This window comes from Desulfoluna sp. CYM3A (genome assembly GCF_056829965.1).
Genome location: NZ_CP186556.1, coordinates 688,149 through 712,086, shown reverse-complemented (window position 1 = coordinate 712,086; position 23,938 = coordinate 688,149). Strand labels below are relative to the sequence as shown.

The window sequence follows — 23,938 nt, the reverse complement described above, 5'->3', positions numbered from 1 at the left end:
ACGGGCTGAGGGCTTATCCATGACTTAGAAAAACCTGCACGGTGTTTCGATACGGGCAGATCTAAGTGCACCGCCCGTTCAATCAACAAACCATCATGGCATTCAAGGTGCCCCGGACAACCGGGGCACCTTTTTTTATGTTTTACACGCCAGCTTACTTCAGATGCTTTTTCAGCAGCCCGAGGAGCCTGTCGTTGGTCTCTTTGTCTTTAAGGGAGAACCGGACGAACTCGCCTTCGATGCCGATGAAGTTGGTGCAGTCCCGGATCAGGAACGCCTCTTCGGCCAGGGCGGCCCAGAGGCCCTCTGCGGTGTTCTCGCCGGTGAGCTCGCAGATGACAAAATAGGTTTCCGCGCCGTAGGGAGTGATCCCGTCCATGGCATCAAGGGCAGCCACAAACCGATCTTTCTCGCCTTTGACGTAGGTGCGGGTCTCTTCCAGAAAGGTGTCGATGGCCTCCCCGCCGGAGAGGATAAAATCCACGGCAGCCTGGGCCATGGCGTTGACGCACCAGGGAAGCACGTACTTGGAAAACTCGGCGATGATGGCCTCAGGGGCCATAAGAAAGCCCACGCGCAGGCCTGGGATGCGGAATACCTTGCTCATGGAGTTCAAGGTCACCACGTTGGCGTGGCCGTAACGGGCCACGCTTTGGCCGTAGGCGTCGCAGGCAAAGGGCAGGTAAGATTCGTCGATGACAAACCGAATGTCGGGCCGGGACTCTGCCATGGCCTTGATGGCCTCGGGCGTGGCCATGGTGCCCGTGGGGTTGTTGGGATTGCAGAGAAACACCGTGTCGTAGCCGTCTGCGGCTTCGGCAATGTCCATGGTGTCCATGGCAAACCTGTCTTCCTTGCGGGTGAGGAGAAAATCCGCCTCTGCCCCGTACATCTCGCAGGCATCACGGTAGTCCGCGTAGGTGGGCCCCACAATAAGGGCCCGCTTGGTCCCAAGGGCCCTGGGGATGGCATAGATGAATTCGGTGGTGCCGTTACCGGCCAGGATGGACGAAGACGAAATACCGTACTTTTCCGCAAGCAGCTCCTTGATATGCCCTGCATCCACCTCGGGCAGGCTGACAATGGTAGAGAGCTTGGACGCCAGATGCTCCATGAGTCCTTCAGGCGGCCCCAGAGGGTTCAGGTTGCTGCTCATGTCGGTAATATCAGAAGGGGTCACCCCCAGATCCTTCGCCAGCTTGTAGATGTTGCCTCCATGACCGATTATCATAACCCGAACTCCTTATTTTTCATGGATTTTCATTCTTTTCTAAATATCGCCCGAATGGCCCGTCAGGCACACCCTGTAAAAATCAAAAAGTCAAAAGCAAGGCCTCCTGCGGCCAGTGGATCGCCCCAGATTGCGAATGCGCCTTGATCGTCGTATGTGAGACGCACTCCTGTGTGCAGGACGCGGGGAACGACGGATAAAAAAGCCGCACCGGAGTGCGGCGCTCCATAATGACACGGGTGTCCCCGGTAACACCGGTTGGCGGACGCCCCCCTAAGCGAATGACCTGAAAAGGCACGGATAACGATATCCTCAGTCATTTTCTTTCGTTCCCAGGCTCCGCCTGGGAATGATAGACGGAGACTCTGCCTCCACGATTGAACTCGCTTCACGCTGAAAATTATATGCAATGTGCCGCTATGATTCACACCAACATGGCGGAGCCTGAAAGCCAGAATAGTCCCCTATGCCCCACCGGGTTTGGTAAAGAATGAAATGGGCCTCTCCCGCAAAAATGGTTGCCCAATGTCAAACATCACGCGAATGCCCCGAAACCGTTTGCATGATGCCTGACTCCATGCATTCGCCACAGGGTTTCAAGGTGCCCCCACCTGGCCGCCGGAGGCATGCTTTTAAAGCGCTGCTGCGGCGGCTACAAAGAGAAACCCTTCGGAGATCTCTGTCATGGCGCCCAGCATATCGCCGGTGATGCCCCCCATCTTTTTCTTGTACCAGGCAAGGAGCACGGCGGTGATGGCTGCATAGACCAGAAGCACCATCACGCCCCGACCGCCGGTGCACAGGGTCAGCAGCACAGGGATGACCATGAACCGGAGGCGCGTTGCCAGGGGCACGTCCCCGAAGAGGTCGTGGGCGGTGCCCTCTTTGCGACCGTAGGGAAGAAGGCCGATGCCGAAAATCTGGCTGCCCCGGGCAAGGGCGGGGATGGCAATGGCAGCAGGACCGGCTCCAGCCGGGTGCGCTCATGGAGGCGAGGCCCGCCCACTTCATGGAGAGGATGGCGATCATGGCCAGAACGCCCATGGCGCCGCTGCGGCTGTCCTTCATGATCTCCAGGACCCGCTCTTTGGGGCGGTGGCTGAAGAGGCCGTCGGCCGTGTCCCCCAGACCGTCCAGATGAAACCCGCCGGTGAGGACCATGAGCAGGACTGTGTCCAGAATCCCCACCACCATGGGGGGCCAGATATGGGAAAGAATAGCGTCCGTAAAGGCGAGGATGCCGCCCAGGATAAGCCCCACCACGGGAAACATGGCCACCTGCCCCACGGGACGGAACACATTGCCCGCGCCCACGGGAAGAATGGTGGAAAACTGCAGGGCCGACTTCAGATCCAGCATGTATTCCTTGATCTTCATGCTCACCCCTTCACCGTCATGGGAATCCCGGAGACCGTAAAGACCACCTTGTGGGCCCGTGCGGCAAGGCGCTGGTTGGCCGCGCCCTGAATGTCCCGGAACTGGCGAGACAGCGTGTTGTCCGGGACGATACCCATGCCCACCTCATTGGAGACGGTCACCACGGGCACCTTGGAGGCTGCGGCGGCTTCTGCAAATTCGTCCACAAACCCCAAGATCTCCTCTTCGCTCTGCTCGGCCATAAAGAGGTTGGTCACCCAGAGGGTGATGCAGTCCACGAGGATCACCTCGGCCCTGTCCTGCTCCTCTTCAATGACCCTTACGATGTCGTAGGGCTCTTCAATGGTGTACCAGGAGTCGTCCCTTTGGGCCTGATGATCGGTGACACGCCTCTCCATTTCGGTATCCATGGGTTGAAGGGTGGCCACGTAAAGTCGGTTGTCCGAGGCAAGGGACTCAGCTAATTTCTGGGCGTGGGAGCTCTTTCCGCTCCGGCAGCCCCCTGTGACAAAGGTAAAGGAGCCCATTCAGGCCTCTCCTTTCGCCATGGTGTTGATGGCATCCATGGCCAGGTGGGTTCGTGTGTGTTCGGCAAGCCTGCCGTAGGCTTCCTGGCGGGCGTCGAGACCCCCTGCGGCTGTGGAGCGCTTCGATGCCGATCTCCGTAAGCCAGGAGTCCACGATGAGGTCGAAGATGCCGTGCATGTAGGTTCCAAGAACCTTTCCAGGACGGGCATGCAGCCGTCGTGGTCCCCTGCGGGTTCGCTGTTGCGCTCAAGCACCTCCACCAGGGGGTCTCCGCCGTGGCGGGAGGTGGTTCCCATGTGGATCTCGTAGCCGCTGCCCTCGATGCCTTTGTAGGTAAAGCGGCTCAGGGTGGTGGTCTTGGGCGCCTTCATCACCGTGGCAACGGGCAGGAGCCCCAAGCCCTCTTCGGTTCCCGCCGCGCCTTCCACGCCCTGGGGGTCCTCGATCTTCTCCCCCAGGATCTGGTAGCCGCCGCAGATGCCTGCCACATGCCCCCCGTTACCGGAAAAAGCCTTGATGCGGGCGTCCCAGCCAGTATCCTTGAGCCAGGCCAGGTCCTTTCGGGTGTTTTTGGAGCCGGGAATAATGACAAAGGAAAACTCCGACAGATCGCAGGGGCGATCCAGGTAGCAGAGTTCGATCTCATCCCGCTGCATCAGGGGCTCGAAATCGGTAAAATTGGAGATAAAGGGAAGACGGATCACCGCCCCTGCGGGCTTGGTGCCCGAAAGGGACGAGCGCCCCTTGGGCTGCTCGATGACCACCGAGTCTTCGGAGCCGATGTGAAAATCGGTGTACCAGGGCAGCACCCCGAGAACAGGTTTCCCGCTTTTGGCCTCGATCCAGTCGCAGCCGTCCTGAAACCGGGGGTTTCCGCCGGACGCGGTCGTGGCACCACCTCCACCGATTGGCACTGGCAACTGATCGGCAGGCAGGCCAGGGTTCCCACCACCTGCCCGAAGACCCCGCCCCGATGGATATCGGCCACGAGGATGACGTCGGCATCGGCGTAGTCGGCCATGCGGAAGTTCACGATGTCCCCGTCCATGAGGTTGACCTCGGCACAGGAACCGGCCCCTTCCATGATCACCAGGTCGTTTTCTTCCCGAAGACGATCCAGGGCCTCGGCAGCAACATTGAAGTACCGCTCCTTTTTCTTGTGGTAGGCGGCGGCGGATTCATCCCCGTCCACCTTGCCCATGAGCACCACCTGGGAGCCGGTCTCCCCGGTGGGCTTCAGCAGCACCGGGTTCATCAGCACCGAGGGCACCACGCCCGCGGCTTCAGCCTGGATGATCTGGGCACGCCCCATCTCCAGCCCCTCGGGGGTCACTCCAGAGTTGTTGGACATGTTCTGGGCCTTGTAGGGCACCACCTTGAGCCCCTGCTCGGCAAAATGCCGGCAGAGTCCGGTGGTCACCACGCTCTTGCCCACGTCCGAGCCCGTGCCGAACACGGCAATGCAGCGGGCCAACTTCTTCTGATCGTCAGCTTTTTTCATTCAAAAAATGCCTCCGGCGGCAAGGTGAGCCACCTTGAAAGCTGGTTTCCGCTGCGCTTTAACCCTCGTTCCTCGGGTTAAATCACAGCGGCAGTGTGGCGTGCGGACTTGTCTGTTCATGTTTTGTTTAAGCCCTACCCCGGATATTTCATACATTCAAAACGTCATTCACCGCCTGCGCCCCTGCTATTTTTCGATGCCAACACGGGCTTTGACGCCCTGGTCAGCAAAATAGTGCTTTACGGGCTCGATCTGAGACACCAGGTCGGCCCGGGCCATGACCTCGTCGTGGGCGTAGCGCCCGGTGATGACAAGCTCGGTGCCGTGGGGCTTCATCTCCATAAGGCCCAGCATCTCTTCCAGGGTGATGAGGCCGTACTTGACGGCGAGGTTGCCCTCTTCGATGACCACCACGTCATGGGACCCGGTTGAAAGGGCCTCTTTCACGAGGTTGTACCCCTCCCGGGCCCGGGCCTTCTCCTTGTCCGAGGGTTTGCCCTTGACCCAGCCTCCGGCACCGAACTGACGCACGGTGATCAGGTCGTCAAACCGCTCCAGGGCCTTGATCTCGGAGTAATCTCCCTGCTTCATGAACTGGGCGATGAGCACCTTGAACCCGGCTCCGGCCGCCCGGACGCTCAAGCCGATGGCTGCCGTGGTCTTGCCCTTGCCTTTGCCAGTGTAGACCTGGATGTACCCTTTTTCCATGGTTCGCCTCATGGGTTCCTGTCGGTTAAGATGTAACGATTCAGCCAATATCCCTCAAACGGCCGGAATGACCTTCTCCGCTTGTTTTGTGACATCCCGTAGGGTGCGCTTGCGCACCATATATCTGAAAAACCAGCATCTTTTGTCATGTCCATGCTGCGTGAAATCCTTCTCGACATTAGGGATTCATGATAATTAGGTTCTTCGGCGGTGCGCAGCACCTATAAGCATGCAGGACACCGTTGAGAAGCTGGATGGTAACGTTATGATTTCAGATCATACTTCTTTCCGTAGCCCCGGGGGGTAAACATAAAGTCGAGGTACCCTTCGGAGGCGCTGTTGCCGATGAACACGGTGGTGAGCATGTCCACATCGGCTTCGTGCAGGTCCTTCAGGGGCACAATGGTCACATCCTGGGCGTCCCGCATGGCACTCTTGACAATGCCTACGGGGGTGTCTCCGCTGCGGTGCTTCAGGGCGATCTCCTGGGCCTTGTTCAGCTGCCAGTTACGCTTCTTGCTCTTGGGGTTGAAGATCACCATGACAAAGTCGGCCTCGGCCACGGCGTTGAGGCGCTTTTCGATGAGCTCCCAAGGGGTGAGGAGATCGCTTAAGCTGACGCAGGCAAAATCGTGGGTCAGGGGCGCGCCCAACAGGGAGCCGCCTGATGAGAGGGCCGGAATGCCGGGCACCACTTCCACGGTGAGGTCGCCCTCTTCCGGGGTGCCGCAGCCGGGACGACGGGCAGAGACCCCTTTTTCCTTGATGATCTCAAGGGCCAGCCCTGCCATGGCGTAGATGCCGGGGTCCCCGCTGGAGACCAGGGCCACCTTCTTGCCGGTAAGGGCCGTCTCCACGGCGGCCTTGACGCGGTCCACCTCTTTTTTCATGGTGGTGGCGATCACCTCTTTGCCGTCCATGAACTCTTTGATGAGATCCACGTAGACGGTGTACCCGGCGATGACGTCCGCGCCTTTGATCACGTCCACGCAGCGCATGGACATGTGATCCACGCTGCCGGGGCCGATGCCTATAATGTAGAGGACGCCATTGCCAGCGCCGCCGTTACATTTTTCCCCTTCACCTTGGGCACCACAAGGATCCATCCTACACTGTGGATCGCTGTGCTTGCGCATACACTCACCGTTCCTACGTGTTTTAAAGCGGCCGCCGAAGGGGTCACCACCCCTTCGGTACCGCTGAGTTGGTCCTTGGTATAAAACGAGAGGAACACCCCTAAGCGCTCGGCGGCCTTAAGGATTCCCTCTTCATCGGCTTTTACGTCAATGGAGGCCATGGCCTTCAGGCACAAAGGGGAAAGCCCCCCCGCCTGAAACGCTTTTTCAACACCCTCCAGGATCTCTTCCACATCGGTGCCCCGGTTGCACCCCACCCCAACGGTGACGCGCCTGGGCCGGATCACCAGGGCCCCCTCTTTTGCCGGGTCCGACGAGCAGTCCACCACCACATCGGCTTCAGCCCGTTCTCCGGCCGGGACATAGAGATCCGCCATGTCGGCATAGATCCCCATGGGGTCCCAGAGCAGGGGTTTTCTCTTTTCCAACAGGGCCATGTTCACGGCTTTGATGGCAGGCGGGTTCTCCACCACCAGCCCCCGTTCGGACACCACGCCGTCCACCGAGGCAATGCCGTGGGTGTCGGTGGCCGTGGTAATGACCGGCACCGCGCCCACAGCCGCCGCAGCTTCCTGCGCCAGGCGGTTTGCCCCGCCGATGTGACCGGACACCAGGCTCACGGCAAAGCACCCCGCCTCGTCCATGACCACCACCGCCGGGTCCTGGGCCTTACCCTTCAAAAGGGGCGCGATCATCCGCACCACGATGCCCGTTGCCATGACAAACACATGGCCGCCAGCCCCGTGGAACCCGGCTGCGATCCCCTCCCCAAGGGAGGGTGCCAGGTGCACACCATAGAGGGAAACCCGGATGCCCAGGGCTTGTCCGGCAGGCACAGCTCGCCGCCCAGGGCAGCACCCAACCTCTGGCCCAGGTGCGCGCCTTTCCGTGACAGCCCAGATTTCCCCATTCAATTAGCACCATTTCCGCCTTCTTATGGTAACAATCAGTTCAAAAGCATGCCTTCAGCGACCAGAGGCCTTTTTCTCGCTCCCAGGCTCTGCCTGGGAGTGTGGGCTGCGAAGCGCCTTGCCGGTGTCAAAAGCAGCAGCGTGCGCGATCATCCACGTCGTCGGTGGCGGCAGAGCCTCCGTGGAGCATTCCCAGGCGGAGCCTGGAAACGAAATCATCCAGATACCGAAGAGTGCCCCCTGTCCTCGGCAGCCACCACGGGCGCAGCCCGTAAGCGAATGTGATCGGCCTGAGGACGAGAGGCGGGGAGCATCGCGACCTGGGGTTGCAGGGCTCGCCCTCTCCACCGAAGGTTCCTTTTTTTGCCCTTCTCTCTTTTTACGCCTTTTCCACCCCGTCCCGGTATTCGTGGGTAAAGGTGGCGTCGTAGAGTTTTGATTTGGCGGCGTTGGTCGCCCACGCCTTTGCCCACGATGATGAGGGCGGTTTTTCGGATGCCTTCGTTTTTCATGGTCTCGGGCAGTTTACCGATGGTGGTGTAGATGATCCTCTCATCGGGCTGGCTCACGCGGTAGGCCACGGCGCAGGTGGACTCTTCCCCGTAGTGGGCGGCCAGCTGGCTGGAGACTTTTTCCGCCAGGGCGCTGGAGAGGTAGATGGCCATGGAGGCGCCGTGGGAGGCCAGGGCGTCCAGGGTTTCGCCTTCGGGCACGGGGGTGCGGCCTTCGGCGCGGGTGAGGATCAGGGTCTGGGTCACCTCGGGGAGGGTGTACTCCATCTTCATGGCGGCGGCGGCCCCGAAGGCTGCAGTGACGCCGGGAATGACGGTGTAAGGGACGCCCAGCTTGTCCAGGTCGCGCATCTGCTCGTCGATGGCACCGTACAGGGAGGGGTCGCCGGTGTGGAGGCGCACCACCTTTTTGCCTGCCCGGTGGCCTTCGGCCATCTTCTCCACCATGCCGTCGAGGTCCATGGAGGCGCTGCTCAGGCATTCGCAGCCTTCCCGGGTCCAGACCAGGAGTTCCTCGGGGACGAGGGACCCTGCAAAAATCACGAGGTCGGCCTCTTCCAGGCTTCGTTTGCCCTTGACGGTAATAAGTTCGGGGTCGCCGGGGCCTGCCCCGGTAAAGATTGAGATAGGATGTGGTCCGTTCATCATCAACCTTCTCCTCGTATTCCGGTGACGATAAAGACCGGATTGGTTCCTTTGAGCATCATGTCCCAGGCCACGGTGGTGGAGACACTTGCATTCATGTGCAGCACCTCCACATTGAACCCTTCGTCTTCAAGGGTGGTCACGGCGGTGCCGAGGCTCTGGAGGAGCACGGTGTTGACCACCATGCGTGCGTTGTCTCCCATGCGATCTGAGGCCATGCGGATGATGGCGTCCAGGTTTTTACCGCCGCCTCCGATGAAGACCACGTCCGGGTCGGGGAGATCCTGTGCGGCATCGGGAAGGGCACCTTCCGTCACCGTCATGTTTGTTGCGCCGTAGCGCGTGATGTTGGTTCGGATGTCTGCCACGCGCTCGGGTTTCTGCTAGGCCGCGCACCTGCACGAACCGGGAGGCTTCGATGGAGACCGAGCCGCTGCCGGCCCCCAGGTCCCAGAGCACCTGGTGACCTTCGAGCCCGAGCTTGGCCAGGGTCACAGCCCGCACTTCGGGCTTGGTGATCATGCCGCGCTGGTGGGCAAAGGCCTCGCTGGGCATGCCCAGGCCGATGGCCTGTGGCGGCTCGGCAAGGGCGGCCCCCAGGACGACCATCATGTTGGGATCGCAAAAGGTTCCCGCGGCAATGCCTTCCAGGGTGGCTTCGGTGTGTTTTTCGTCCTGGGTGCCCATGGCCTCGAACACATGGCAGGCGCGGGCTGTGACGCCCTGTTCCAGGAACCGGGCGGCCACGCTGTCCGGGCTGTTCGTAAGGTCGGTGAACACCGCTGTCTTGTCGTGGGCCAGAAGGGTCTTCAGGGTCTCGGGGGAAAGGCCCCGGCCATGGAGGCTCACCACCCCGGCGTCCTGCAGGGCAGAGCCAAGAACAGGAAAAGGCCCCCGGCAACAGCAACATCGGTGCGCCCACGGCGTCGGCACCGAAGCGCTTGGTCACCAGGGAGCCGATGCCGTAGTACAAGGGGTCCCCCGAGGCGAGGATCACCACCTTGCTGCCCTGGGACACCTTCGCTTCCAGGCGGTCCAGAACATCGGACATCTTGCCCTGGATGACGATTTTTTCAGCGGAGGTGTCGGGAAAGGCCAGCTCCGCCGAGTGGCTTCCTCCACCAGCGCGTCCACATCCGAAATCAGCGTCAGGGAAGCCTCAAGGGTCCTGCCTCTCCGACAGGCCGAATCCCATGACCGTAATGGACTGGTTCATACCGTCTCCTTCCGGCTGTCGCTTGCCACGTTTCCGTCAAAGTCAAAAATCAGGCACCGGGCCGTGACCGTCCCTCCGGCAAACCTTGCGGCAGAGGCTGCGGCCAGCTCGGCAACCCGATCCACCACCTGAGGACAGGGTTCCACGGCGGCGGCGGAGCCCGGCCGTGTTGGATGCGGCCACCTTGGCCACCAGCGCGGGATCGTCCACCATCTCTTCCACCAGGTCGGCCAGGAACCGAAGGTTCAGGTCGGACTTGGCGGCGTGGGTGTGGGGAATGCCTGCGGCCATTTTCACGGCCTTGCCGAAAAAAACGGCCAGGATCACATCCACGGCCTGGTCCCCGGCCGTCTCCATGGAGCTTTTGAAGAAGTCGCCGATCTGCACGAAGCAGGCCTCGGCAAGTTCCGGGAACACCTCCATGGCAAAGCGCTCGCTGCGTCGGCCGGTGGTACAGACCACGCTGTGGGCCCCCATGGCCTTGGCCACCTTGATGGAAGAGCGCACCGTGGCTTCATAGGCTTCGTGGGAAAGGGGCCGCTCAATGCCTGTGGTACCTAAAATGGAGATCCCGCCTTCGATGCCCAGGCGGCTGTTGAGGGTCTTTTTGGCCATCTCCTCGCCGTCGGGGACAAAAATCTCAACGACCAGGGGATCGGACTCCCCGGTTTCGGCCCTGAGCATCTCCACGACCGCGCGGATCATTTTCACCGGGCCGGGGTTGATGGCAGCCTGGCCCACCGGGACTTCCAGGCCGGGCCGGGTGACCCGTCCCACGCCCTGCCCCCCGCAAATGGCCAGGGAATCTTCGGCGGCATCGTCCCGTCGTACCCGCGCGCCGATGATGGCGTTTCGGGTGATGTCCGGGTCGTCACCGCCGTCTTTCATGACGGTGCATACCGCGGTCTCCCCGTCCATGTGGCAGGAGACCAGGGGAATGTCCACATGGCCTTCGCTTAAAAACGCGATGCGGACCGTCTCCGGGCACACGCCGGTAAACAGGAGGCTTAAGGCCCCCTTTACGGCCGCGGCTGCGGCTGTTCCCGTGGTGAACCCGCTTCGTAATGTTCGTTTTTTTGCCATATTAAGAAAACCTAACGGGTCTCTCTTACGGAACAAGGCAGTAATAGAGAACCCCTGTGACCATCAACGAGAATATCCTCAGGAACTGGCCGATCAGCAGGATCTGGGTCCCCATGACCGGGGAGAAGATACCTGCGTACCGGGGCAGCTGGTGCCTGACGGCCCGAATGGGAAAGGCGATGATGTTGCCGATGAGAAGGGCCAGGGCCGTCTGTTTGACGGTGAGGACCCCGGCATCAAGCAAAGCGCCTGCCGCGGCAAAGCCGGAGGAGAACTCGGCGGTAAAACCCAGCACCACCACGGAGAGGGATTCCACGGGCATGATCCTGGAGACGGCCAGGTGTGCCAGGGCTTCGTTCATGAAGTCGAAAAAGCCCAGGCGATGCACGAAAAAGACCGCCACGTAGATGGGAATCACCCAGGTGATGATGGTAGCCACACGTTTGGGAAAGCGCTTTCGGATGCCCTGTTTCACCGCATCCCACCCCTTGGCCGTAGGCTCTTTGCCCTCAACCTCTTCGGTTCCGCCCTTTTCACCGTCCAGTATGGCATGGCCCAGCACCAGGAGAAACCCGCTGCGCAGGAAGTGCCGTGAAGGTGAGGCCGAAGTAGACCAATCCTGCCTTGCCCACCAAGGGAATCACGATAAAAAAGGTGGTGGGCAGGTGAAGAAAATAGGCCGGGAACTGATTGAGGAAGTTGGCCATGAAGAGCTGCCTGCGGCTGATGGTACCGTCCTTGTAGAAGCCGTAGAGCATGGAATTGGACGCCTACAAGGCCGTGGTAAAGGCCGCGCTGCAGCGCTCCCCCAGGCCCGCGAACCGAAAGAGCGGCCCGGCCACCTTGGCAAGGTAGCGCGTCCACCCGGTGGATTCGATGACCTGGCCTGCGACCAGCCCCAGGGAGATAAAGCAGATCAGGCGCAGCAGGGGCTTGAAGACGCGGGTCACCACGTGGGGGGTGACCCCGTCCATCCAGACAATCCCTGCTGCGATCATGGCTGCCGTTACGCCCAGGGAGACCGCCAGCGCTTTACCGCTGCCTTTTCCCTTGCGATTTCCGGCCATGTCAGTTTGCCAGCCCGTTCTTCTGCTTGGCGATGATGAGGGTCCAGTAATCAAGCAGAGGATCACCCACATTCCAGATGATCTCTTCGCCTTCGCGGCCGCACTTCTTGATGGCGCAGCTGTTCTCCATCAGACCGCTGTCGGAAAGGGCGTCGGCGATGTCGTCCACGTTTTTATAGGCCTTGAGGAGCACCACGTTCTCGGAAGTGGCGGCGACCCTGCGGACGTGTTCGCCCCCGTAGGCGCCGGAAGTGATCACAAGGGACTCTTCGGCTTCCACAAGGGGTGTGTTGATGCGGGCCGCGGCGGCCTGGAAGGAGGTGATGCCGGGGATGGTGACCACGGGGCACTCCGCGTGGTCGGCTTTCATGTACTGGAGGATGTACCCGAAGGTGGAGTAGGTCAGGGGGTCGCCCAGGGTGAGGAAGGCTGCGTTTTTCCCGGTGCTCAGAACCTCAGCGATGCGGTCGGCGTTCTCTTTCCACGCTTTGGTGGTGACGTCCTGCTCGCTGGTCATGGGAAAGGGGAGGATCTCCACCTCCAGATGCTCGGGGAGGTGGGGCCTGGCGATTTCAACCGCCAGGCTGAAGCTGTTCTTGGATGAGGATGCCGTGAAGATGACATCCACGTCTTGCATGGCCTTGACGGCTTTCATGGTGATGAGGTCGGGATCTCCCGGACCTACGCCAATGCCAAAAAGCGTGCCTCTGTTCTCAGACATAACTAACTACCTCGGTATCCGCCTGCTGTTCAGGCGGTTGATGGGGCCCTCCCAACCCTGAAACACCGACTGTTTTAAAGCGGCACGTGCCGCATCTTTCATCATAGCAGGGTTGACAGTTGACAGAAACGCCCCTAAACGCGCTGCACGCAGCATCCAACTCCTCCTGTCCGCTGTGATGAAAGCTTCTATGGATCAATCGGCGCCGTCGCCTCGTTCCATGCCGATGACACGCCAGTATCACCTTGCCCGGCGCGGCAAGGCGTGGTCGTGTCACCTGGTTGGGGCATGGCCTCAAGGGGCCGACGCAGATTTTTTTCTCACTGCCTCACTACATCGCTAAGCCCCTTGGGATGCCGCCATGATGGCCAGAGCGTTGACGGCAGCGGCGGCTACGTTGGAGCCACCTTTTCGTCCCACGTTGGTGATGTACGGAACCCCAGGGGTCTCCAGGAGCTCGGCCTTGGACTCGGCCGCGTTCACAAACCCCACGGGAAAGCCAACAATGAGGGCGGGCTTGATGCGCCCTTCCCGCACCAGCTCCAACAGGCGAAGCAGGGCCGGTGGAGCATGCCCACGGCGTAGATGGCCCCGTCGAGGTGATCTGCCACGGCATCCACAGCGGCCTTGGCCCGGGTGATGCCCCCGGCCTTGGCGGTGGCAGCCACTTCGGGATCGGCCACCAGGCAGGTCACGCTTCCCCCGAAGGAGCCCACCTCCATTTTGCGGATCCCGGACAGGGCCATGTTGGTATCGGTAAAGATGGGCTTTCCGCCACGAATGGCGGCGATGCCGCGTTCAATAGCCTCGGGGTGAAAGCGAAGGCTCTCGACGTATTCAAAATCGGCGCTGGTATGGATCACGCGGCGGGCAATGGGCCACTCCGCATCGGAGAAGCCGTGGTCACCGGCCTCCTCTCCGATAATCTTGAAGCTCAGGTCTTCAATCTCCTGGGGTTTCATCGTGTCGTTGACTCCTTGTACGCGTTGCAGCGGGCCACAAACGCCTCCCCTACCCCGGCAGAGCTTCCGAAGTGAAGGTGGACGTAGCTGCCCAGTGTATTGCCCTTGACATACCCTTCATCGGGAAGGGTGCGATGGGTACGCGGGGTGACCCGGTAGATCCGGTCTGCCTTGGGCTCCCCCACGGGTTTGGAATAGTGAAACTCATGGCCCCGCACAATGGTGCCGGACGGGCCGAGCAGGGAGGTCTCTTTCAGGGTAATCTCCCGATAGCCCAGGGCACAGCGTTTCTCCTGCATGCGGGTCTCCAGGGGCAGGCAGCCGGTCATCTCCCAGCGACGCCCCTTAAAATCGGTGATGGCCTCGGAGAGGTACATGAGCCCGCCGCACTCGCCGTAGACGGGCATTCCGGCATCGGCGGCGGCTTTGACGGCACTTCGCATGGCGGTGTTTCCGCTCAGGGCTTCGGCAAAAAGTTCGGGGTAGCCCCCACCGAAGTAGATGCCGCTGATCCCTTCGGGAAGGGTTTCGGCTCCTTGAGGCGAGAAAAAGGCCAGGGTGGCCCCTGCTTTTTCGAGTGTCTCGAGATTGTCCGGGTAGTAGAAGCAGAAGGCGCTGTCCATGGCCACGCCAATCTTGACGGGTTGGGCGCTTTGGGGTGGCCCCTTTGGGTTTCTTCTTGGCTTAGCGAAAGCTCCCCGGCCCGCTCCAAGAGAAGATCCAGGTCGATGTGGGCCTCCACGGTGTCGGCCAGGTGATCGGTTTCGGTGCCGGAGAGTACGTGCTCTTCGTCGGTGACAAGGCCCAGGTGCCGCTCGGGAATCCTCAGGGCCTCATCCCGGGGAATCCCGCCCAGGCAGGGCATGTCGCTGTGGACCGAAAGGGCCTCGGTGAGATAGGTGAGGTGGCTCTTGCTGCCGATGTTGTTGAAGACCACGCCCAGGAAATTGAGCTCGGGGTCGAAGTTTTCAAAGCCGGTGACCAGGGCGGCGGCGCTTCGGGCCATGCTGGCGGCGTTGACCACCAGGATCACGGGAAGCCCAAGCCACTTGGCCATCTGGGCCGATGACCCGGCCTCGTCCGTGCCGGAAAAGCCGTCAAAGAGCCCCATCACCCCTTCCACCACGGCCAGGTCTGCCTGGGCCATGGAGCGAGAAAAGGCATCCCGGCAATAGTCCCGGCTGAGCATCCAGCCGTCCAGGTTCCGGGAGGCCCGGCCCGTCACCCGCCGGTGGTGGCCCGGGTCGATGTAGTCCGGCCCCACCTTAAAGGGCGCCACATCATACCCGCGCCGCTTCAGCGCCGCCATGATGCCCAGGGACAGGGTGGTCTTGCCGCTGCCGCTGGAGGTGCCCCCGATGAGAAAACCTGCTTTGCCGAAAGTCGCCTTACTGCCCATGCGTTGCCAGTCCTTGTGTGCTCGGTTCAAAAAGAGTGGGGTATAAAATCTGCCCGATGCGCCGTGCCCCTTCCAGAAGGGCCGGTGTGGGCCTTGAAACCAGTGCCTCGTCCACAAAGTGGATCTCGCCCTTTCGCACGGCCCGAATCAGGGAAAAGCCCGGTTCCTTTTCGATCTCTTCCCGGGTGACGCGGTTCATGCGGCCCTGCTGCACCAGGTAGACGTCGATCACCGGCCCCTTGGCCAGAAGGCGCTCCTTGCCGTAAATGGCGATGTTGCTGCCCTTGGAGGGCACGGCGTCTTCGGCCACGTTGACGCCCCCTGCCAGCTCCAGGGCCCAGGCGGCCATGGAGCCTTTGGAGAAGGTGCGCAGCTTGCCGTGCATGGCCTCGAAAAAAACGATCCGCTTTTCCGGTACCATCCGGGTGACCTCGTGGATACGGCGGGTCTCTGATTCAAATGCCGACACCAGGACCCGGGCCTCGGCCTCGTGTCCGCTAAGGAGGCCCAGGGCCACCCAGTAATCCATCATCTCGTCCACGGTGCCGGGTTGCAGGGAGACCACGGTGATTCCCCGGGCTTTGAGGCTGGACACCAGCCTGCCGTAGCCCCGCTCGATCATCGGGCGGATCAGCACCAGGTCTGGGCGAGCGGCCAAAAAGCGCTCGGTGCCGTCGTGGTAGGAGAACCGGGGGAGATCTGCTGCCCCGTCGCTCTTGGTCGCGCCGATAAGGACATCTGCAGCCCCCATGGCCAGGAGGTTGTCGGTGTGGGCGCTGTAAAGGGAGATGATTCGGGTAAACGGCTTGTCGAAGGTCACCACCTGACCGGATGCGTCGGTGATCCGGGCGGCATCGGCTACAGGTGCCATAAACCCGGCCACAAGGCAAAAACAGAGGATGCGAAGGAAGAGTTCTACCCATGGAACCCTCCCGCATCAAAGAGCACCTGACGGCTCCGGGTCACCTCGTCTGTCATGACCCGAGCCCTGACCCCGAACACCTCCCAGAGGGTCTCGGGGGTGAGGGTCTCCTCCACGGAGCCGGACACGGCCATGCGCCCCTCTTTCAAAAAATGGAACCGGTCGCAGAAGAGCGCGGCGGTGTTGATATCCTGAAACACCCCCACAACGCATCGGTTTTCCTGTTTCACCTTCTCCCGCACCACGGAAAGAAGGCTCAAGGTGTGTTTCATGTCCAGGTTGCTGGTGGCCTCGTCCAGGATCAGCACAGGCGTATCCTGGGCCAGGGCCCGGGCAAAAAGGGTCCTCTGGCGCTCTCCCCCGCTCACCTCGGTGACGGGGCGGTCGGCCAGGTGACGGATATCGGCCACGGCCATGGCCTCGTCCGCCAGCTTGAAATCGTGTTCCGACGGAGAGCTGAACCGGTCGATGTGGGGGTGCCTGCCCATCATCACTACCTCCCGCACGGAAAAGGCAAAACGTACTTCATGGCTCTGGGACACCACTGCCACCTGCCGGGCCACCTTGCGGGCCGACAGCTTGCGGACCGGGGTCCCGAAAAGAGAGGTGGTCCCGGCATCGGGGTCCATCTGTCCGCTCAAAATTTCCACCAGGGTGCTCTTTCCCACCCCGTTGGGCCCTAGGATGGCGTGGAACACGCCCCTCTCAAAATGAGCGTCAACGCCTTTAAGCACCTCTCGCCTGCCGCGCTTAAACGAAATCCCCTCCATGTGGAGCTCGCTGTCCGTCATACTTATGCCCCCCCTCCCATGCGGCTCTTTCGAAAGATCACGCAGAACACCGGCCCGCCGATGAGGGCCGTGAGCACCCCGATGGGCACTTCATATGGTAGCACCGCACGGGTCACGGTGTCGGCAAAAAGCAGGAGAACCGCCCCAATGATAAGGGTTGCGGGAAGAAGCTTCCGGGCATCCGGCCCGGTGACAAACCGCACCATATGGGGCACCAGAAGCCCAACAAAACCGATAATGCCGGAGACCGCCACGCAGACCGCCGCCACAAGGGACGCGGCCACCAGGAGGATAAGGACCGTCTTGGAGGTATCCACCCCCAGGCTTCGGGCGCTTTTTTCGCCCAGGGCCAGAAGGTTCAGGTCCCGGGCGTAGAAGAGAAAGAGAAGAAACCCGGCCCCGGAAACACCGGAAAGCACAGCGGCATCACGCCAGGTGGCCGCGGCAAAACTGCCCATGAGCCAGAAGATGATGACGGACACCTGCTCGTCGGCCAGGTATTTCATGAAGCTCAAACCCGCCGAGAGGATGGCCGACACCATGATGCCCGATAAGATGAGGTTGGAAGAGTCGATGCCACACCGAAGCAGCCGCCCCGACGGTGAGGCCATGGCGATGACGATAAACAGGGTGAGGATGGCGCCGCCGAAGGCAAAGAGGGGAACGGACAAGAGGGTCTTGCCCATGCCGAAGAGAAGGGCTACGGCCGCGCCAAAGGCGGCACCGGAAGAGACGCCCAGGGTATAAGGGTCGGCCAGGGGATTCAGCAGAATGTTCTGGTAGACGGCCCCTGCCACGGCCAGCCCGGCCCCTGCGGCTGCCGCCGTGAGGATGCGGGGGAGCCTTACCTCCCAGACCATGACCCGGGCTGTTTCAGCCGCTGCCGTGGCCCCGTCCGTGCCGGTGATCCCGTTCCAGAGGGCCCCAAGGACGTCCTTAAAAGAAAACGCCACAAACCCCATGCGGGCCGAAAGCAGCACCGCGCAGAAAAGGAGCGCGCACAAGCACACCAACCCTGCCGAGCCTTTCATCAGGGCAAGGGAGGGTTTTGTTTTCCTCATGGACTCCGTGGCGATGGTCATAGGGGGCCTTTCGAATGACGTTTGGGTTCAGCGAAAACCTCCGGCGGCAAGGTGTGCCACCTTGAAAGCAGGTTGCGGATGCGTTTTGCCCCTCGTTCCTCGGGTCAAATCACATCCGCCTTTAAAGCAAAACTCACCCAAAAAGGGTTTTTAAAACCTGTTTGTTAAACTTTCATGTCGCGCCGTAGCCCTTGGGCGAAGGCGGATTAAAAGTTTAGCCTCCGGCAGGGTCGGAGGCAACCAAACCATAAAAAACTACTTGCCGGTGTGAACCGTTACCGCGTCCACGGCATGCTTTGCGTAGAGCTTGGCCCACTCGGGGTTCTCGCCCAGGCCTTTGAGTTCGCAGGTCACCTTGATACGCATCTTCTCCATAACGGTCTTCCATGCGTCGTCTTCGTCGCCGGCCATGTCGTTTCTGGCATGGTCACCGGCAACCACCATAAAGGGCTTCATGAAGACCTTCTTGGCCTTGATGTGCTTCAGGGCGGTGGTGACGTCATCGAGGCCGGGGTAGCCCTCCACGGTCCCCACCAGGGTGGTGACCTCAGGGTACATGGCATTCATGGTCTTCTGGAATTCAATGTACGCGCTGGTGGGGAACACCTCGTTGCCGTGGCCCATGTAGACCAGGACAGCGCCCATCTTTTTGGCCTTTTTCACATCCGCGGCCATGGTCTTGGCGGCGGTTTCAATGTCATTGCGGTACTCGGGGTGCAACCCGGCTTTGCCCAGGCGGATCGGTCGATGGTCATGTAGGAGAAGGGCTTCCACTTGGCACGGAGGGTGTCGATGCCTGCAATTGCGTCCACATAGGCCTTGAGATCAAGGTACTCTTCCCCGGCGTAGACGTGGGTGGTCTGTACCACCACGCGCTTTTTGCCCTCTTCCTGAAGGGCACCGAAGGTTGCCAGGGGGCCTTTGACGTCATACAGCCACGCAGGAACGTTGGGGTTGGCTTTTTTCCAGGCGGCGTCATCGGCGCGGTCGTGCCAGATGCCCCGGATGATGTTGGAGGTAAAGGCGTGCTTGATCTCCGCCTTGGGGAACTCTTTTCTCATCTCTTTGTCGATGGTGAGGATGGCCTGAAGGGCTTCGGGGTAGCTGGTGCCGAAGCTTGCAATAACCACGGCGTCCACCGCCTCTTTTTTGATGGCTGCCGTGGCGGGATTTACACCCAGAAAGGACAGCAGTGATACAATCAAAAGCAGAAGGGTCGTCTTTTTCATCGTTTTTAAATCTCCGTACGTAACAGGTGTATTTATTAAATATGATACCCAGGCATTCAACCGATGGACCAGATGGGAACGCTGCCTCCTTTTAAAGCAATACGCCCCTTTTCATACCCGGCCATACGGCACTGAATCGAGGTAAACCCCTTGGATATCATGCGCCACCATGCCCAATGGATGTCTCCTTCTCCGTCCAGGGGAGAGACCACGGCCACCTTGTCCACGTCAAAGGACAGATGGCCGCCCTTAAGCAGGTCATCCGGGGCAACGCCTTCGGGTAGCTGCCCCTGCACACAAAGAATCATGCCTTTTTTCATCATCGGCTCCTTTATAAACTGATCATTTACAAAGGACCGGAGCCCGGCTGACTCCTTGCACAGCCCCTCCGGTCCGACCATCTCCGAAAAAGGGCTGTTCCCTGTTTGCTTCGCCCTTTTCATCACGCGGTTCCCCTGTTCTCCGCAGGGGTGTTTTGTGATGCGGCATGCCGCACCCAAAGCATCACGTCTTCTTCACCCTGCTGCAGGTCTTCTGACTCCCGGGCCTTCCGAACGGCTCACCTTCCCGCCCTGATTGCCGCCGGCCTGAAAAGGAGGGCCAGCAGCGGGCAGTGGCTTATGGATAAGAGGCATATACCCCGATCCGTGCCTGGTACGGTTCCCGGTTACAGCGGCGGGACCGTTCCCGATTTTCACGGGATTCCCTTCCTGCGTGTATGCAAGACCCCTTGCGGGGACCCGGTCACGTACTCACACGAAAATCGGCCGCCGTGACGGGGACAGATTTTCGGGTCTTCCAAACAAGAAAATCCCCATGCCTGCAATCGTATGCAAGCATGGGGATTCCGTATTCAATCCTCAAAGTCGGGCGCACCCTTTACCACGGCAGTGCGCCACTTCTATATGATTCAATCCCCGTGTTCAGGCGGCTTTTGTTGTTTCAGGCCGCCTCTCTCACCACGGTGGAGATATGACGAAAACATCAGACAACGGGACATCATATAGCGCATGGCAGGTCTTCTGACTTCCGGATCATCCGTACCTTCGCGCCTTCCCCTCATTGTTCGACCCGATCACTTCGGACGCATCAAGAAAGTGGCGTTGTTGCGAAGGACGTCCCCGGTTACAGCGGCGGGCCCGTCTCCGATTCTCACGGAGTTCCCTATTAAGCATTAGCTGCACCAAGCATAGGATGTGATCCTAAGCCACACTTTTCCGGTTGTCAAGCCAATCTAAGGCCCGTGCCCCATCCCTGCCCGACGGCCTACCGCAAAATTCCGAACGATGGCACCGGACAGGGAACATGACGGAAAATTCCTTCACGGGCAGTGCTTATTCAGCAAGCCCGTCGGCACGTTTCGCTGCCCGTACGCCGGAGAACTTGAAGACGAAGAGACACAGAAGTACCACGGCGGTACCCACACCGATGACGGTGGAGGTTCCGATGGAGAGCCCGAAGCCGATCTTGGCCTGAAGGATAAAGGTGACCACCACAGAGGTCATAAAGGTCGCCGGCAGGCAGGCGATCCAGTAGTTCTTCATCTCCTTGGCAAGGAACACAGCGGCGGACCAGAGAACCAGAGTGGCCAGGGCCTGGTTGGAGAACCCGAAGTAGCGCCAGATGATCCCGAAGTTCTGGGTGGAGATGACAAAGCCCAGGGCAAACAGGGGCACGGCGATCATGAGCCGCTTGGCGGTCTGGGACTGGCTCACCTTAAAGGACTCAGCCAGGATCAGGCGGGTGCTTCGGAAAGCGGTGTCCCCGCTGGTGATGGGCAGAACGATAACCCCGATAACCGCCAGAAAGCCACCCACAGGCCCAAGAAGGACATTGGAAACCTCAGAGACAACGGCTGAAGGAGTCCCAGCAGCAATCACGGCGTTCAGGGCTTCCGGCAACCGGAAAGAGAGCCCCACGGTGGCCCAGATCAGGGCGATGATGCCTTCCAGGATCATGGCGCCGTAGAAGACAGCGCGGCCGTCCTTTTCGTTTTTGACGCACCGGGCCATCAAGGGAGACTGGGTGGAGTGGAAGCCGCTGATGGCACCGCAGGAAAGGGTAATGAAGCAGCAGGGGCCAGATGGGCTTGTTCGCAGGATGGCGTGCTGGCGGTCATCCAGGTTGGGCAGGATCTCATAGCCACCGAACATCAGGGCCACCACAGTGGCAACAGTGGTGATGAGCAGCAGGGCGCCCAGCAGGGGATAGATCTTTCCGATGACCTTGTCGATGGGAAGGATGGTGGCAAGAAAGTAGTAGCCGAAGATGGCAAAGATAAAAATCTGGGTGTTCACGCCGGTGAGCCCGGTGAGAAGCTTGGCCGGGGCCAGAACGAAAATAACGCCCACCAGCATGAGGAGCACCACGGAGAATACCCGCATGGCCTGTCGTGCGGGCATGCCGAGGAAGTCGCCCACCACCTCGGGGATGCTGCCCCCACGGTTCCGCATGGAGAGCATGCCGGAAAGCTGGACTGCCCCGTAAAAACAGAGCCAATGACAATCCAGACCAGGGCCACCGGACCGTAGAGTGCCCCCAGGATGGGGCCGAAAATGGGGCCGATCCCGGCAATGTCCAGGACCTGAATAAACAACACCTTCCACTTGGGAAGGGGCATGTAGTCCACCCCGTCCTCAAGCTCGTAGGCAGGGGTCCTTCGGGAGCTGTCCGGCCCGAAGGTTTTTTCAACAAAGGTACCGTAGGTAAAGTACCCGAGAATCAGTGCAGCGACGCACGCAAAAAAAGTAAGCATAATCTAAATGACCTCCATGACAAAACGCATTGATCGCCCGTGGGGCGGTTCCTCTTTCACACCTGCTGTTGTAGCGGAATAAAAAGGGGATACGCCACGCTCGAAACGGCCCATGTCGTTTTTCGGGGATGGAATGCATCAGGAGGGTGCCGAAACAACATGGCCGCCCAAAGGGGCGGCCAGAGAGCTTTCAAAAAGGGAGGTCAGGGACGGGCTGGAGGGTGGTTTCGGGGGATGGAAAAGGAGACCTCCGTGCCCTGGCCCTGGGTGCTCTCGATGACCATGCGGCAGGAGGGGCCGTAGATTCGTCGGAGCCTGTGGAATGGTGTTCCGCACCCCGATGCCCTCACCGGCCGCGGCCAGCTCCTCGGGATTATACAGACGGCCCACGGTCTCCTCGGACATTCCCACGCCATCGTCGGTTACCCGCACCGTGAGAAGCGTTGCATCACAGTCAATGGAAACAGTCACCGTGCCCCCCTTTTCCTTGGGCCATCCTGGTGCTTGACGGCATTTTCCACCACGGGCTGGATCACCAGGGCGGGGATCGGCCAGTTGTCACCTTCTCCTCACATAAGCCCCGATAGGAGACGCGGTCGCCGAAGCGGGCCTGCTCAATGGCCAGGTACGCCTCCACCTGCTCCAGCTCCTCCTGGACGGTGATGTAGCCCTTGCTCTGGTCAAGGTTCCGGCGCATGTAGCTGGACAAGTCCAGGATCAGCTCCCGGGCCCGGTCTGGCCGGGTCCGGCAGAAGCTGGCGATGGTGTTAAGGGAGTTGAAGAGAAAATGGGGGTTGATCTGGGCCTGGAGCCGCCGGATCTCCGCATAGGCCAGCATCCGGGCCTGGATCTGGATGTCTTCCAGCTCCAACTGGGTGGAGAACAGCACGGCAAGCCCCCGGGCGGTCTGAAAATGGACCTTGTCCAGAGGTTTTTCCCGGGTACCGTAAAATTTCAGGGTCCCCACGATGGTCCTCCCCCTTCTTTAAAGGAACGATGATGCCGTGATGGAAGGGGCAGCCATGGTGGGGGCAGGCGATCTCCCGCTTCGTGTGCCGGAACAGGGGCAGCCCGTCGTCCAGAACCATGCCGGTGGCGGCGGTGCGGATGGGTTCACCGGCAATGTGGTGATCCGCCCCAACCCCCATGTGGGCCAGCACATGGGTGGTGTCCGTGATGGCAACAGCCGCCACGTCCACCTGTCGGAAAATGATCTCAGCCGTCTTTTTGCTGTTCGCCCAAGCCCTGCGCGCAGATACCCCACGGTGAGGTTGGCGATCTCCAGGATCTGCTGCACCTGGCGGGATTCCCGCCGCTCACGTTCCCGAAAGAGCCCCTTGATCAGCTCCACAAAAAAGGCCGCCCCAACAGAGTTGACTAAAATCATGGGCACGGCAATGAGCCGCACCAGGTCCACGGCCTCGGAAAAAGGCTTGGCAAACAACAGCACCAGCCCCATGTGCATGGACTCTCCGGCCACCCCCAGACCAAAGGCCACCTTCCAGTTCATCACCCGCGAGCCGTACCACCCGGCCAAAAGCCCTGCGGCCACACCTTCCAAAAGCGTGGCCGTGGCACAAGGTGCCGAAGTAAACCCGCCGATATCAATAAGGAAGCGATGCCCGCCTGCAATAACACCGGCCCCAAGCCCCACCCAGGGGCCGCCGAAAAGCCCGCCCGTCACCACGGCCATGGCCCTTAGGTTGGCAAAGGCGTCGTGGACCGGATCGAACCCGTAGTTGCCCAGAATGGCAAACAGGCCGAAAAAGCAGGTCAGCACAGCCTTCTCCACCCAGGGGTGCTTCCCCAGAAAGGTCTTGCCCGCCGCCCCCATGTTCAAAATGAGAAAGGCCGCGGCCACGGTGAGGCCCAGGTGCTCTATGAGGGTGATCAACAGATGGGTGATGGATACATCCACGTTCGGGTATTCTCCTTTAAAAAAGCCTCCGACGGCCCCGCCGAGAGTCAAGCCTTTGAAAAGTTTAACAAACAGGTCTTAGATCATCGTTTTAAACATACGCCGGAACAATTCAGACGGTTCTCGGTATCAGCCCCTGTTTTTGTTTTGATCGCCCCGGGGGCGATCAAAACGAAGAACTGGTGCATTAGTACGTTTTGTGCAGTTTTTTCAAAAAAGCGACCCGCCGGAGGGGAGCCGGCTT

Annotated in this window: 28 protein-coding genes, 3 pseudogenes and 2 riboswitches; all 31 genes and pseudogenes read right to left on the bottom strand. The window is 60.4% G+C overall.

What is annotated here, in order from left to right:
- Positions 1 to 154: 154 nt before the first annotated feature.
- The 31 genes and pseudogenes from ACOYW1_RS03790 to ACOYW1_RS03640 all read right to left on the bottom strand — a co-directional run bounded on the left by ACOYW1_RS03790 (position 155) and on the right by ACOYW1_RS03640 (position 23,694).
- On the bottom strand, positions 155 to 1,231 hold the full coding sequence (locus ACOYW1_RS03790) for a threonine-phosphate decarboxylase (RefSeq protein WP_482421718.1): 1,077 nt from the start codon (positions 1,229 to 1,231) through the stop codon (positions 155 to 157).
- A 632-nt stretch (positions 1,232 to 1,863) separates the two neighbouring features.
- Positions 1,864 to 2,178: an adenosylcobinamide-GDP ribazoletransferase gene (locus ACOYW1_RS03785; protein WP_482423651.1), complete on the bottom strand. Its 315-nt coding sequence runs from the start codon at positions 2,176 to 2,178 to the stop codon at positions 1,864 to 1,866.
- A 55-nt stretch (positions 2,179 to 2,233) separates the two neighbouring features.
- Positions 2,234 to 2,590: pseudogene (locus tag ACOYW1_RS03780) on the bottom strand (adenosylcobinamide-GDP ribazoletransferase); the annotation flags it as partial.
- Positions 2,591 to 2,610: 20 nt separating this feature from the next.
- Positions 2,611 to 3,135, bottom strand: a complete 525-nt coding sequence (cobU, locus tag ACOYW1_RS03775; protein WP_482415251.1) for a bifunctional adenosylcobinamide kinase/adenosylcobinamide-phosphate guanylyltransferase — start codon at positions 3,133 to 3,135, stop codon at positions 2,611 to 2,613.
- Positions 3,136 to 3,945 carry a hypothetical protein gene (locus ACOYW1_RS03770; protein ID WP_482421717.1) on the bottom strand — a complete coding sequence of 270 codons (810 nt, stop codon included), beginning with the start codon at positions 3,943 to 3,945 and terminating at the stop codon, positions 3,136 to 3,138.
- Positions 3,837 to 4,637, bottom strand: a complete 801-nt coding sequence (locus tag ACOYW1_RS03765; RefSeq protein ID WP_482421716.1) for a cobyric acid synthase — start codon at positions 4,635 to 4,637, stop codon at positions 3,837 to 3,839. Before ACOYW1_RS03765 ends, ACOYW1_RS03770 begins: the two co-directional genes overlap by 109 nt.
- Before the next feature lie 186 nt (positions 4,638 to 4,823).
- Entirely contained in the window at positions 4,824 to 5,345 is a 522-nt protein-coding gene (locus ACOYW1_RS03760; protein WP_482421715.1) for a cob(I)yrinic acid a,c-diamide adenosyltransferase, read from the bottom strand.
- A gap of 263 nt (positions 5,346 to 5,608) precedes the next feature.
- The gene (gene cobJ / locus ACOYW1_RS03755; RefSeq protein ID WP_482421714.1) at positions 5,609 to 6,349 is read right to left on the bottom strand and encodes a precorrin-3B C(17)-methyltransferase; all 741 of its coding nucleotides are present in this window, start codon (positions 6,347 to 6,349) and stop codon (positions 5,609 to 5,611) included.
- A 26-nt stretch (positions 6,350 to 6,375) separates the two neighbouring features.
- Positions 6,376 to 7,317 (bottom strand): cobalt-precorrin 5A hydrolase, encoded by a 942-nt coding sequence (locus tag ACOYW1_RS03750; protein WP_482421713.1) that lies wholly within the window; start codon positions 7,315 to 7,317, stop codon positions 6,376 to 6,378.
- Between the two features lie 290 nt (positions 7,318 to 7,607).
- Positions 7,608 to 8,552 (bottom strand): precorrin-4 C(11)-methyltransferase, encoded by a 945-nt coding sequence (cobM, locus tag ACOYW1_RS03745; RefSeq protein WP_482421712.1) that lies wholly within the window; start codon positions 8,550 to 8,552, stop codon positions 7,608 to 7,610.
- Positions 8,552 to 8,815 carry a hypothetical protein gene (locus ACOYW1_RS03740; RefSeq protein ID WP_482421711.1) on the bottom strand — a complete coding sequence of 88 codons (264 nt, stop codon included), beginning with the start codon at positions 8,813 to 8,815 and terminating at the stop codon, positions 8,552 to 8,554. The genes cobM and ACOYW1_RS03740 overlap by 1 nt, the downstream gene beginning before the upstream one ends.
- Complete coding sequence (locus ACOYW1_RS03735; RefSeq protein ID WP_482421710.1) at positions 8,790 to 9,401, bottom strand: hypothetical protein; 612 nt, start codon at positions 9,399 to 9,401, stop codon at positions 8,790 to 8,792. The genes ACOYW1_RS03740 and ACOYW1_RS03735 overlap by 26 nt, the downstream gene beginning before the upstream one ends.
- A gap of 406 nt (positions 9,402 to 9,807) precedes the next feature.
- Positions 9,808 to 10,848 (bottom strand): cobalt-precorrin-5B (C(1))-methyltransferase CbiD, encoded by a 1,041-nt coding sequence (cbiD, locus tag ACOYW1_RS03730; RefSeq protein ID WP_482421709.1) that lies wholly within the window; start codon positions 10,846 to 10,848, stop codon positions 9,808 to 9,810.
- Between the two features lie 25 nt (positions 10,849 to 10,873).
- A complete protein-coding gene (locus tag ACOYW1_RS03725) occupies positions 10,874 to 11,410 on the bottom strand; it encodes a hypothetical protein (RefSeq protein WP_482421708.1) in 537 nt (178 codons plus the stop codon).
- Positions 11,382 to 11,606, bottom strand: coding sequence for a hypothetical protein (locus ACOYW1_RS03720; RefSeq protein ID WP_482421707.1), 225 nt, complete (start codon positions 11,604 to 11,606; stop codon positions 11,382 to 11,384). Before ACOYW1_RS03720 ends, ACOYW1_RS03725 begins: the two co-directional genes overlap by 29 nt.
- A 12-nt stretch (positions 11,607 to 11,618) precedes the next feature.
- Positions 11,619 to 11,915 (bottom strand): hypothetical protein, encoded by a 297-nt coding sequence (locus ACOYW1_RS03715; protein WP_482421706.1) that lies wholly within the window; start codon positions 11,913 to 11,915, stop codon positions 11,619 to 11,621.
- Between the two features lies 1 nt (position 11,916).
- Positions 11,917 to 12,636, bottom strand: coding sequence for a precorrin-2 C(20)-methyltransferase (cobI, locus tag ACOYW1_RS03710; protein WP_482421705.1), 720 nt, complete (start codon positions 12,634 to 12,636; stop codon positions 11,917 to 11,919).
- 339 nt (positions 12,637 to 12,975) lie between these two features.
- A pseudogene (locus ACOYW1_RS03705) lies at positions 12,976 to 13,598 on the bottom strand (precorrin-8X methylmutase).
- A complete protein-coding gene (locus tag ACOYW1_RS03700) occupies positions 13,595 to 14,221 on the bottom strand; it encodes a hypothetical protein (protein ID WP_482421704.1) in 627 nt (208 codons plus the stop codon). The pseudogene ACOYW1_RS03705 and the gene ACOYW1_RS03700 overlap by 4 nt, the downstream one beginning before the upstream one ends.
- Positions 14,222 to 14,349: 128 nt before the next feature.
- Positions 14,350 to 14,907: pseudogene (locus tag ACOYW1_RS03695) on the bottom strand (nucleotide-binding protein); the annotation flags it as partial.
- 79 nt (positions 14,908 to 14,986) lie between these two features.
- Positions 14,987 to 15,868 carry an ABC transporter substrate-binding protein gene (locus tag ACOYW1_RS03690; protein WP_482421703.1) on the bottom strand — a complete coding sequence of 294 codons (882 nt, stop codon included), beginning with the start codon at positions 15,866 to 15,868 and terminating at the stop codon, positions 14,987 to 14,989.
- Between the two features lie 44 nt (positions 15,869 to 15,912).
- The gene (locus ACOYW1_RS03685) at positions 15,913 to 16,710 is read right to left on the bottom strand and encodes an ABC transporter ATP-binding protein (RefSeq protein WP_482421702.1); all 798 of its coding nucleotides are present in this window, start codon (positions 16,708 to 16,710) and stop codon (positions 15,913 to 15,915) included.
- Positions 16,711 to 16,712: 2 nt separating this feature from the next.
- On the bottom strand, positions 16,713 to 17,792 hold the full coding sequence (locus tag ACOYW1_RS03680) for a FecCD family ABC transporter permease (protein ID WP_482415238.1): 1,080 nt from the start codon (positions 17,790 to 17,792) through the stop codon (positions 16,713 to 16,715).
- 255 nt (positions 17,793 to 18,047) lie between these two features.
- Positions 18,048 to 18,566, bottom strand: a complete 519-nt coding sequence (locus tag ACOYW1_RS03675; protein WP_482421701.1) for a sirohydrochlorin cobaltochelatase — start codon at positions 18,564 to 18,566, stop codon at positions 18,048 to 18,050.
- Positions 18,452 to 19,021, bottom strand: coding sequence for a sirohydrochlorin cobaltochelatase (locus tag ACOYW1_RS03670; protein ID WP_482421700.1), 570 nt, complete (start codon positions 19,019 to 19,021; stop codon positions 18,452 to 18,454). Before ACOYW1_RS03670 ends, ACOYW1_RS03675 begins: the two co-directional genes overlap by 115 nt.
- Before the next feature lie 56 nt (positions 19,022 to 19,077).
- A complete protein-coding gene (locus ACOYW1_RS03665; RefSeq protein WP_482421699.1) occupies positions 19,078 to 19,344 on the bottom strand; it encodes a hypothetical protein in 267 nt (88 codons plus the stop codon).
- A gap of 187 nt (positions 19,345 to 19,531) precedes the next feature.
- A riboswitch (cobalamin riboswitch) is annotated at positions 19,532 to 19,768 on the bottom strand.
- Positions 19,769 to 20,016: 248 nt separating this feature from the next.
- Positions 20,017 to 20,224, bottom strand: a riboswitch (cobalamin riboswitch).
- A gap of 131 nt (positions 20,225 to 20,355) precedes the next feature.
- Positions 20,356 to 21,423 (bottom strand): carbon starvation CstA family protein, encoded by a 1,068-nt coding sequence (locus tag ACOYW1_RS03660; RefSeq protein WP_482421698.1) that lies wholly within the window; start codon positions 21,421 to 21,423, stop codon positions 20,356 to 20,358.
- Positions 21,315 to 21,776 carry a carbon starvation CstA family protein gene (locus ACOYW1_RS03655; protein ID WP_482421697.1) on the bottom strand — a complete coding sequence of 154 codons (462 nt, stop codon included), beginning with the start codon at positions 21,774 to 21,776 and terminating at the stop codon, positions 21,315 to 21,317. Before ACOYW1_RS03655 ends, ACOYW1_RS03660 begins: the two co-directional genes overlap by 109 nt.
- A gap of 138 nt (positions 21,777 to 21,914) precedes the next feature.
- Positions 21,915 to 22,247: a hypothetical protein gene (locus ACOYW1_RS03650; protein WP_482421696.1), complete on the bottom strand. Its 333-nt coding sequence runs from the start codon at positions 22,245 to 22,247 to the stop codon at positions 21,915 to 21,917.
- Between the two features lie 61 nt (positions 22,248 to 22,308).
- Positions 22,309 to 22,743 (bottom strand): sensor histidine kinase, encoded by a 435-nt coding sequence (locus tag ACOYW1_RS03645; RefSeq protein ID WP_482421695.1) that lies wholly within the window; start codon positions 22,741 to 22,743, stop codon positions 22,309 to 22,311.
- 18 nt (positions 22,744 to 22,761) lie between these two features.
- Positions 22,762 to 23,694, bottom strand: coding sequence for a LytS/YhcK type 5TM receptor domain-containing protein (locus ACOYW1_RS03640; protein ID WP_482421694.1), 933 nt, complete (start codon positions 23,692 to 23,694; stop codon positions 22,762 to 22,764).
- Between the last annotated feature and the right edge of the window lie 244 nt (positions 23,695 to 23,938).

What these genes read in the sequence shown, in the direction of transcription:
- ACOYW1_RS03665 (WP_482421699.1), bottom strand. Translation starts at nt 19,344, where the DNA reads ATGATGAAAAAAGGCATGATTCTTTGTGTGCAGGGGCAGCTACCCGAA.
- ACOYW1_RS03690 (WP_482421703.1), bottom strand. Translation starts at nt 15,868, where the DNA reads ATGGCACCTGTAGCCGATGCCGCCCGGATCACCGACGCATCCGGTCAG.
- cobM (WP_482421712.1), bottom strand. Translation starts at nt 8,552, where the DNA reads ATGATGAACGGACCACATCCTATCTCAATCTTTACCGGGGCAGGCCCC.
- cbiD (WP_482421709.1), bottom strand. Translation starts at nt 10,848, where the DNA reads ATGGCAAAAAAACGAACATTACGAAGCGGGTTCACCACGGGAACAGCC.
- ACOYW1_RS03760 (WP_482421715.1), bottom strand. Translation starts at nt 5,345, where the DNA reads ATGGAAAAAGGGTACATCCAGGTCTACACTGGCAAAGGCAAGGGCAAG.
- ACOYW1_RS03715 (WP_482421706.1), bottom strand. Translation starts at nt 11,915, where the DNA reads ATGGCCGGAAATCGCAAGGGAAAAGGCAGCGGTAAAGCGCTGGCGGTC.
- ACOYW1_RS03680 (WP_482415238.1), bottom strand. Translation starts at nt 17,792, where the DNA reads ATGACCATCGCCACGGAGTCCATGAGGAAAACAAAACCCTCCCTTGCC.
- ACOYW1_RS03720 (WP_482421707.1), bottom strand. Translation starts at nt 11,606, where the DNA reads ATGCTCTACGGCTTCTACAAGGACGGTACCATCAGCCGCAGGCAGCTC.
- cobJ (WP_482421714.1), bottom strand. Translation starts at nt 6,349, where the DNA reads ATGTCCATGCGCTGCGTGGACGTGATCAAAGGCGCGGACGTCATCGCC.
- ACOYW1_RS03765 (WP_482421716.1), bottom strand. Translation starts at nt 4,637, where the DNA reads ATGAAAAAAGCTGACGATCAGAAGAAGTTGGCCCGCTGCATTGCCGTG.
- ACOYW1_RS03655 (WP_482421697.1), bottom strand. Translation starts at nt 21,776, where the DNA reads ATGCTTACTTTTTTTGCGTGCGTCGCTGCACTGATTCTCGGGTACTTT.
- ACOYW1_RS03685 (WP_482421702.1), bottom strand. Translation starts at nt 16,710, where the DNA reads ATGACGGACAGCGAGCTCCACATGGAGGGGATTTCGTTTAAGCGCGGC.
- cobU (WP_482415251.1), bottom strand. Translation starts at nt 3,135, where the DNA reads ATGGGCTCCTTTACCTTTGTCACAGGGGGCTGCCGGAGCGGAAAGAGC.
- ACOYW1_RS03700 (WP_482421704.1), bottom strand. Translation starts at nt 14,221, where the DNA reads ATGGACAGCGCCTTCTGCTTCTACTACCCGGACAATCTCGAGACACTC.
- cobI (WP_482421705.1), bottom strand. Translation starts at nt 12,636, where the DNA reads ATGTCTGAGAACAGAGGCACGCTTTTTGGCATTGGCGTAGGTCCGGGA.
- ACOYW1_RS03790 (WP_482421718.1), bottom strand. Translation starts at nt 1,231, where the DNA reads ATGATAATCGGTCATGGAGGCAACATCTACAAGCTGGCGAAGGATCTG.
- ACOYW1_RS03660 (WP_482421698.1), bottom strand. Translation starts at nt 21,423, where the DNA reads ATGCCCGCACGACAGGCCATGCGGGTATTCTCCGTGGTGCTCCTCATG.
- ACOYW1_RS03670 (WP_482421700.1), bottom strand. Translation starts at nt 19,021, where the DNA reads ATGAAAAAGACGACCCTTCTGCTTTTGATTGTATCACTGCTGTCCTTT.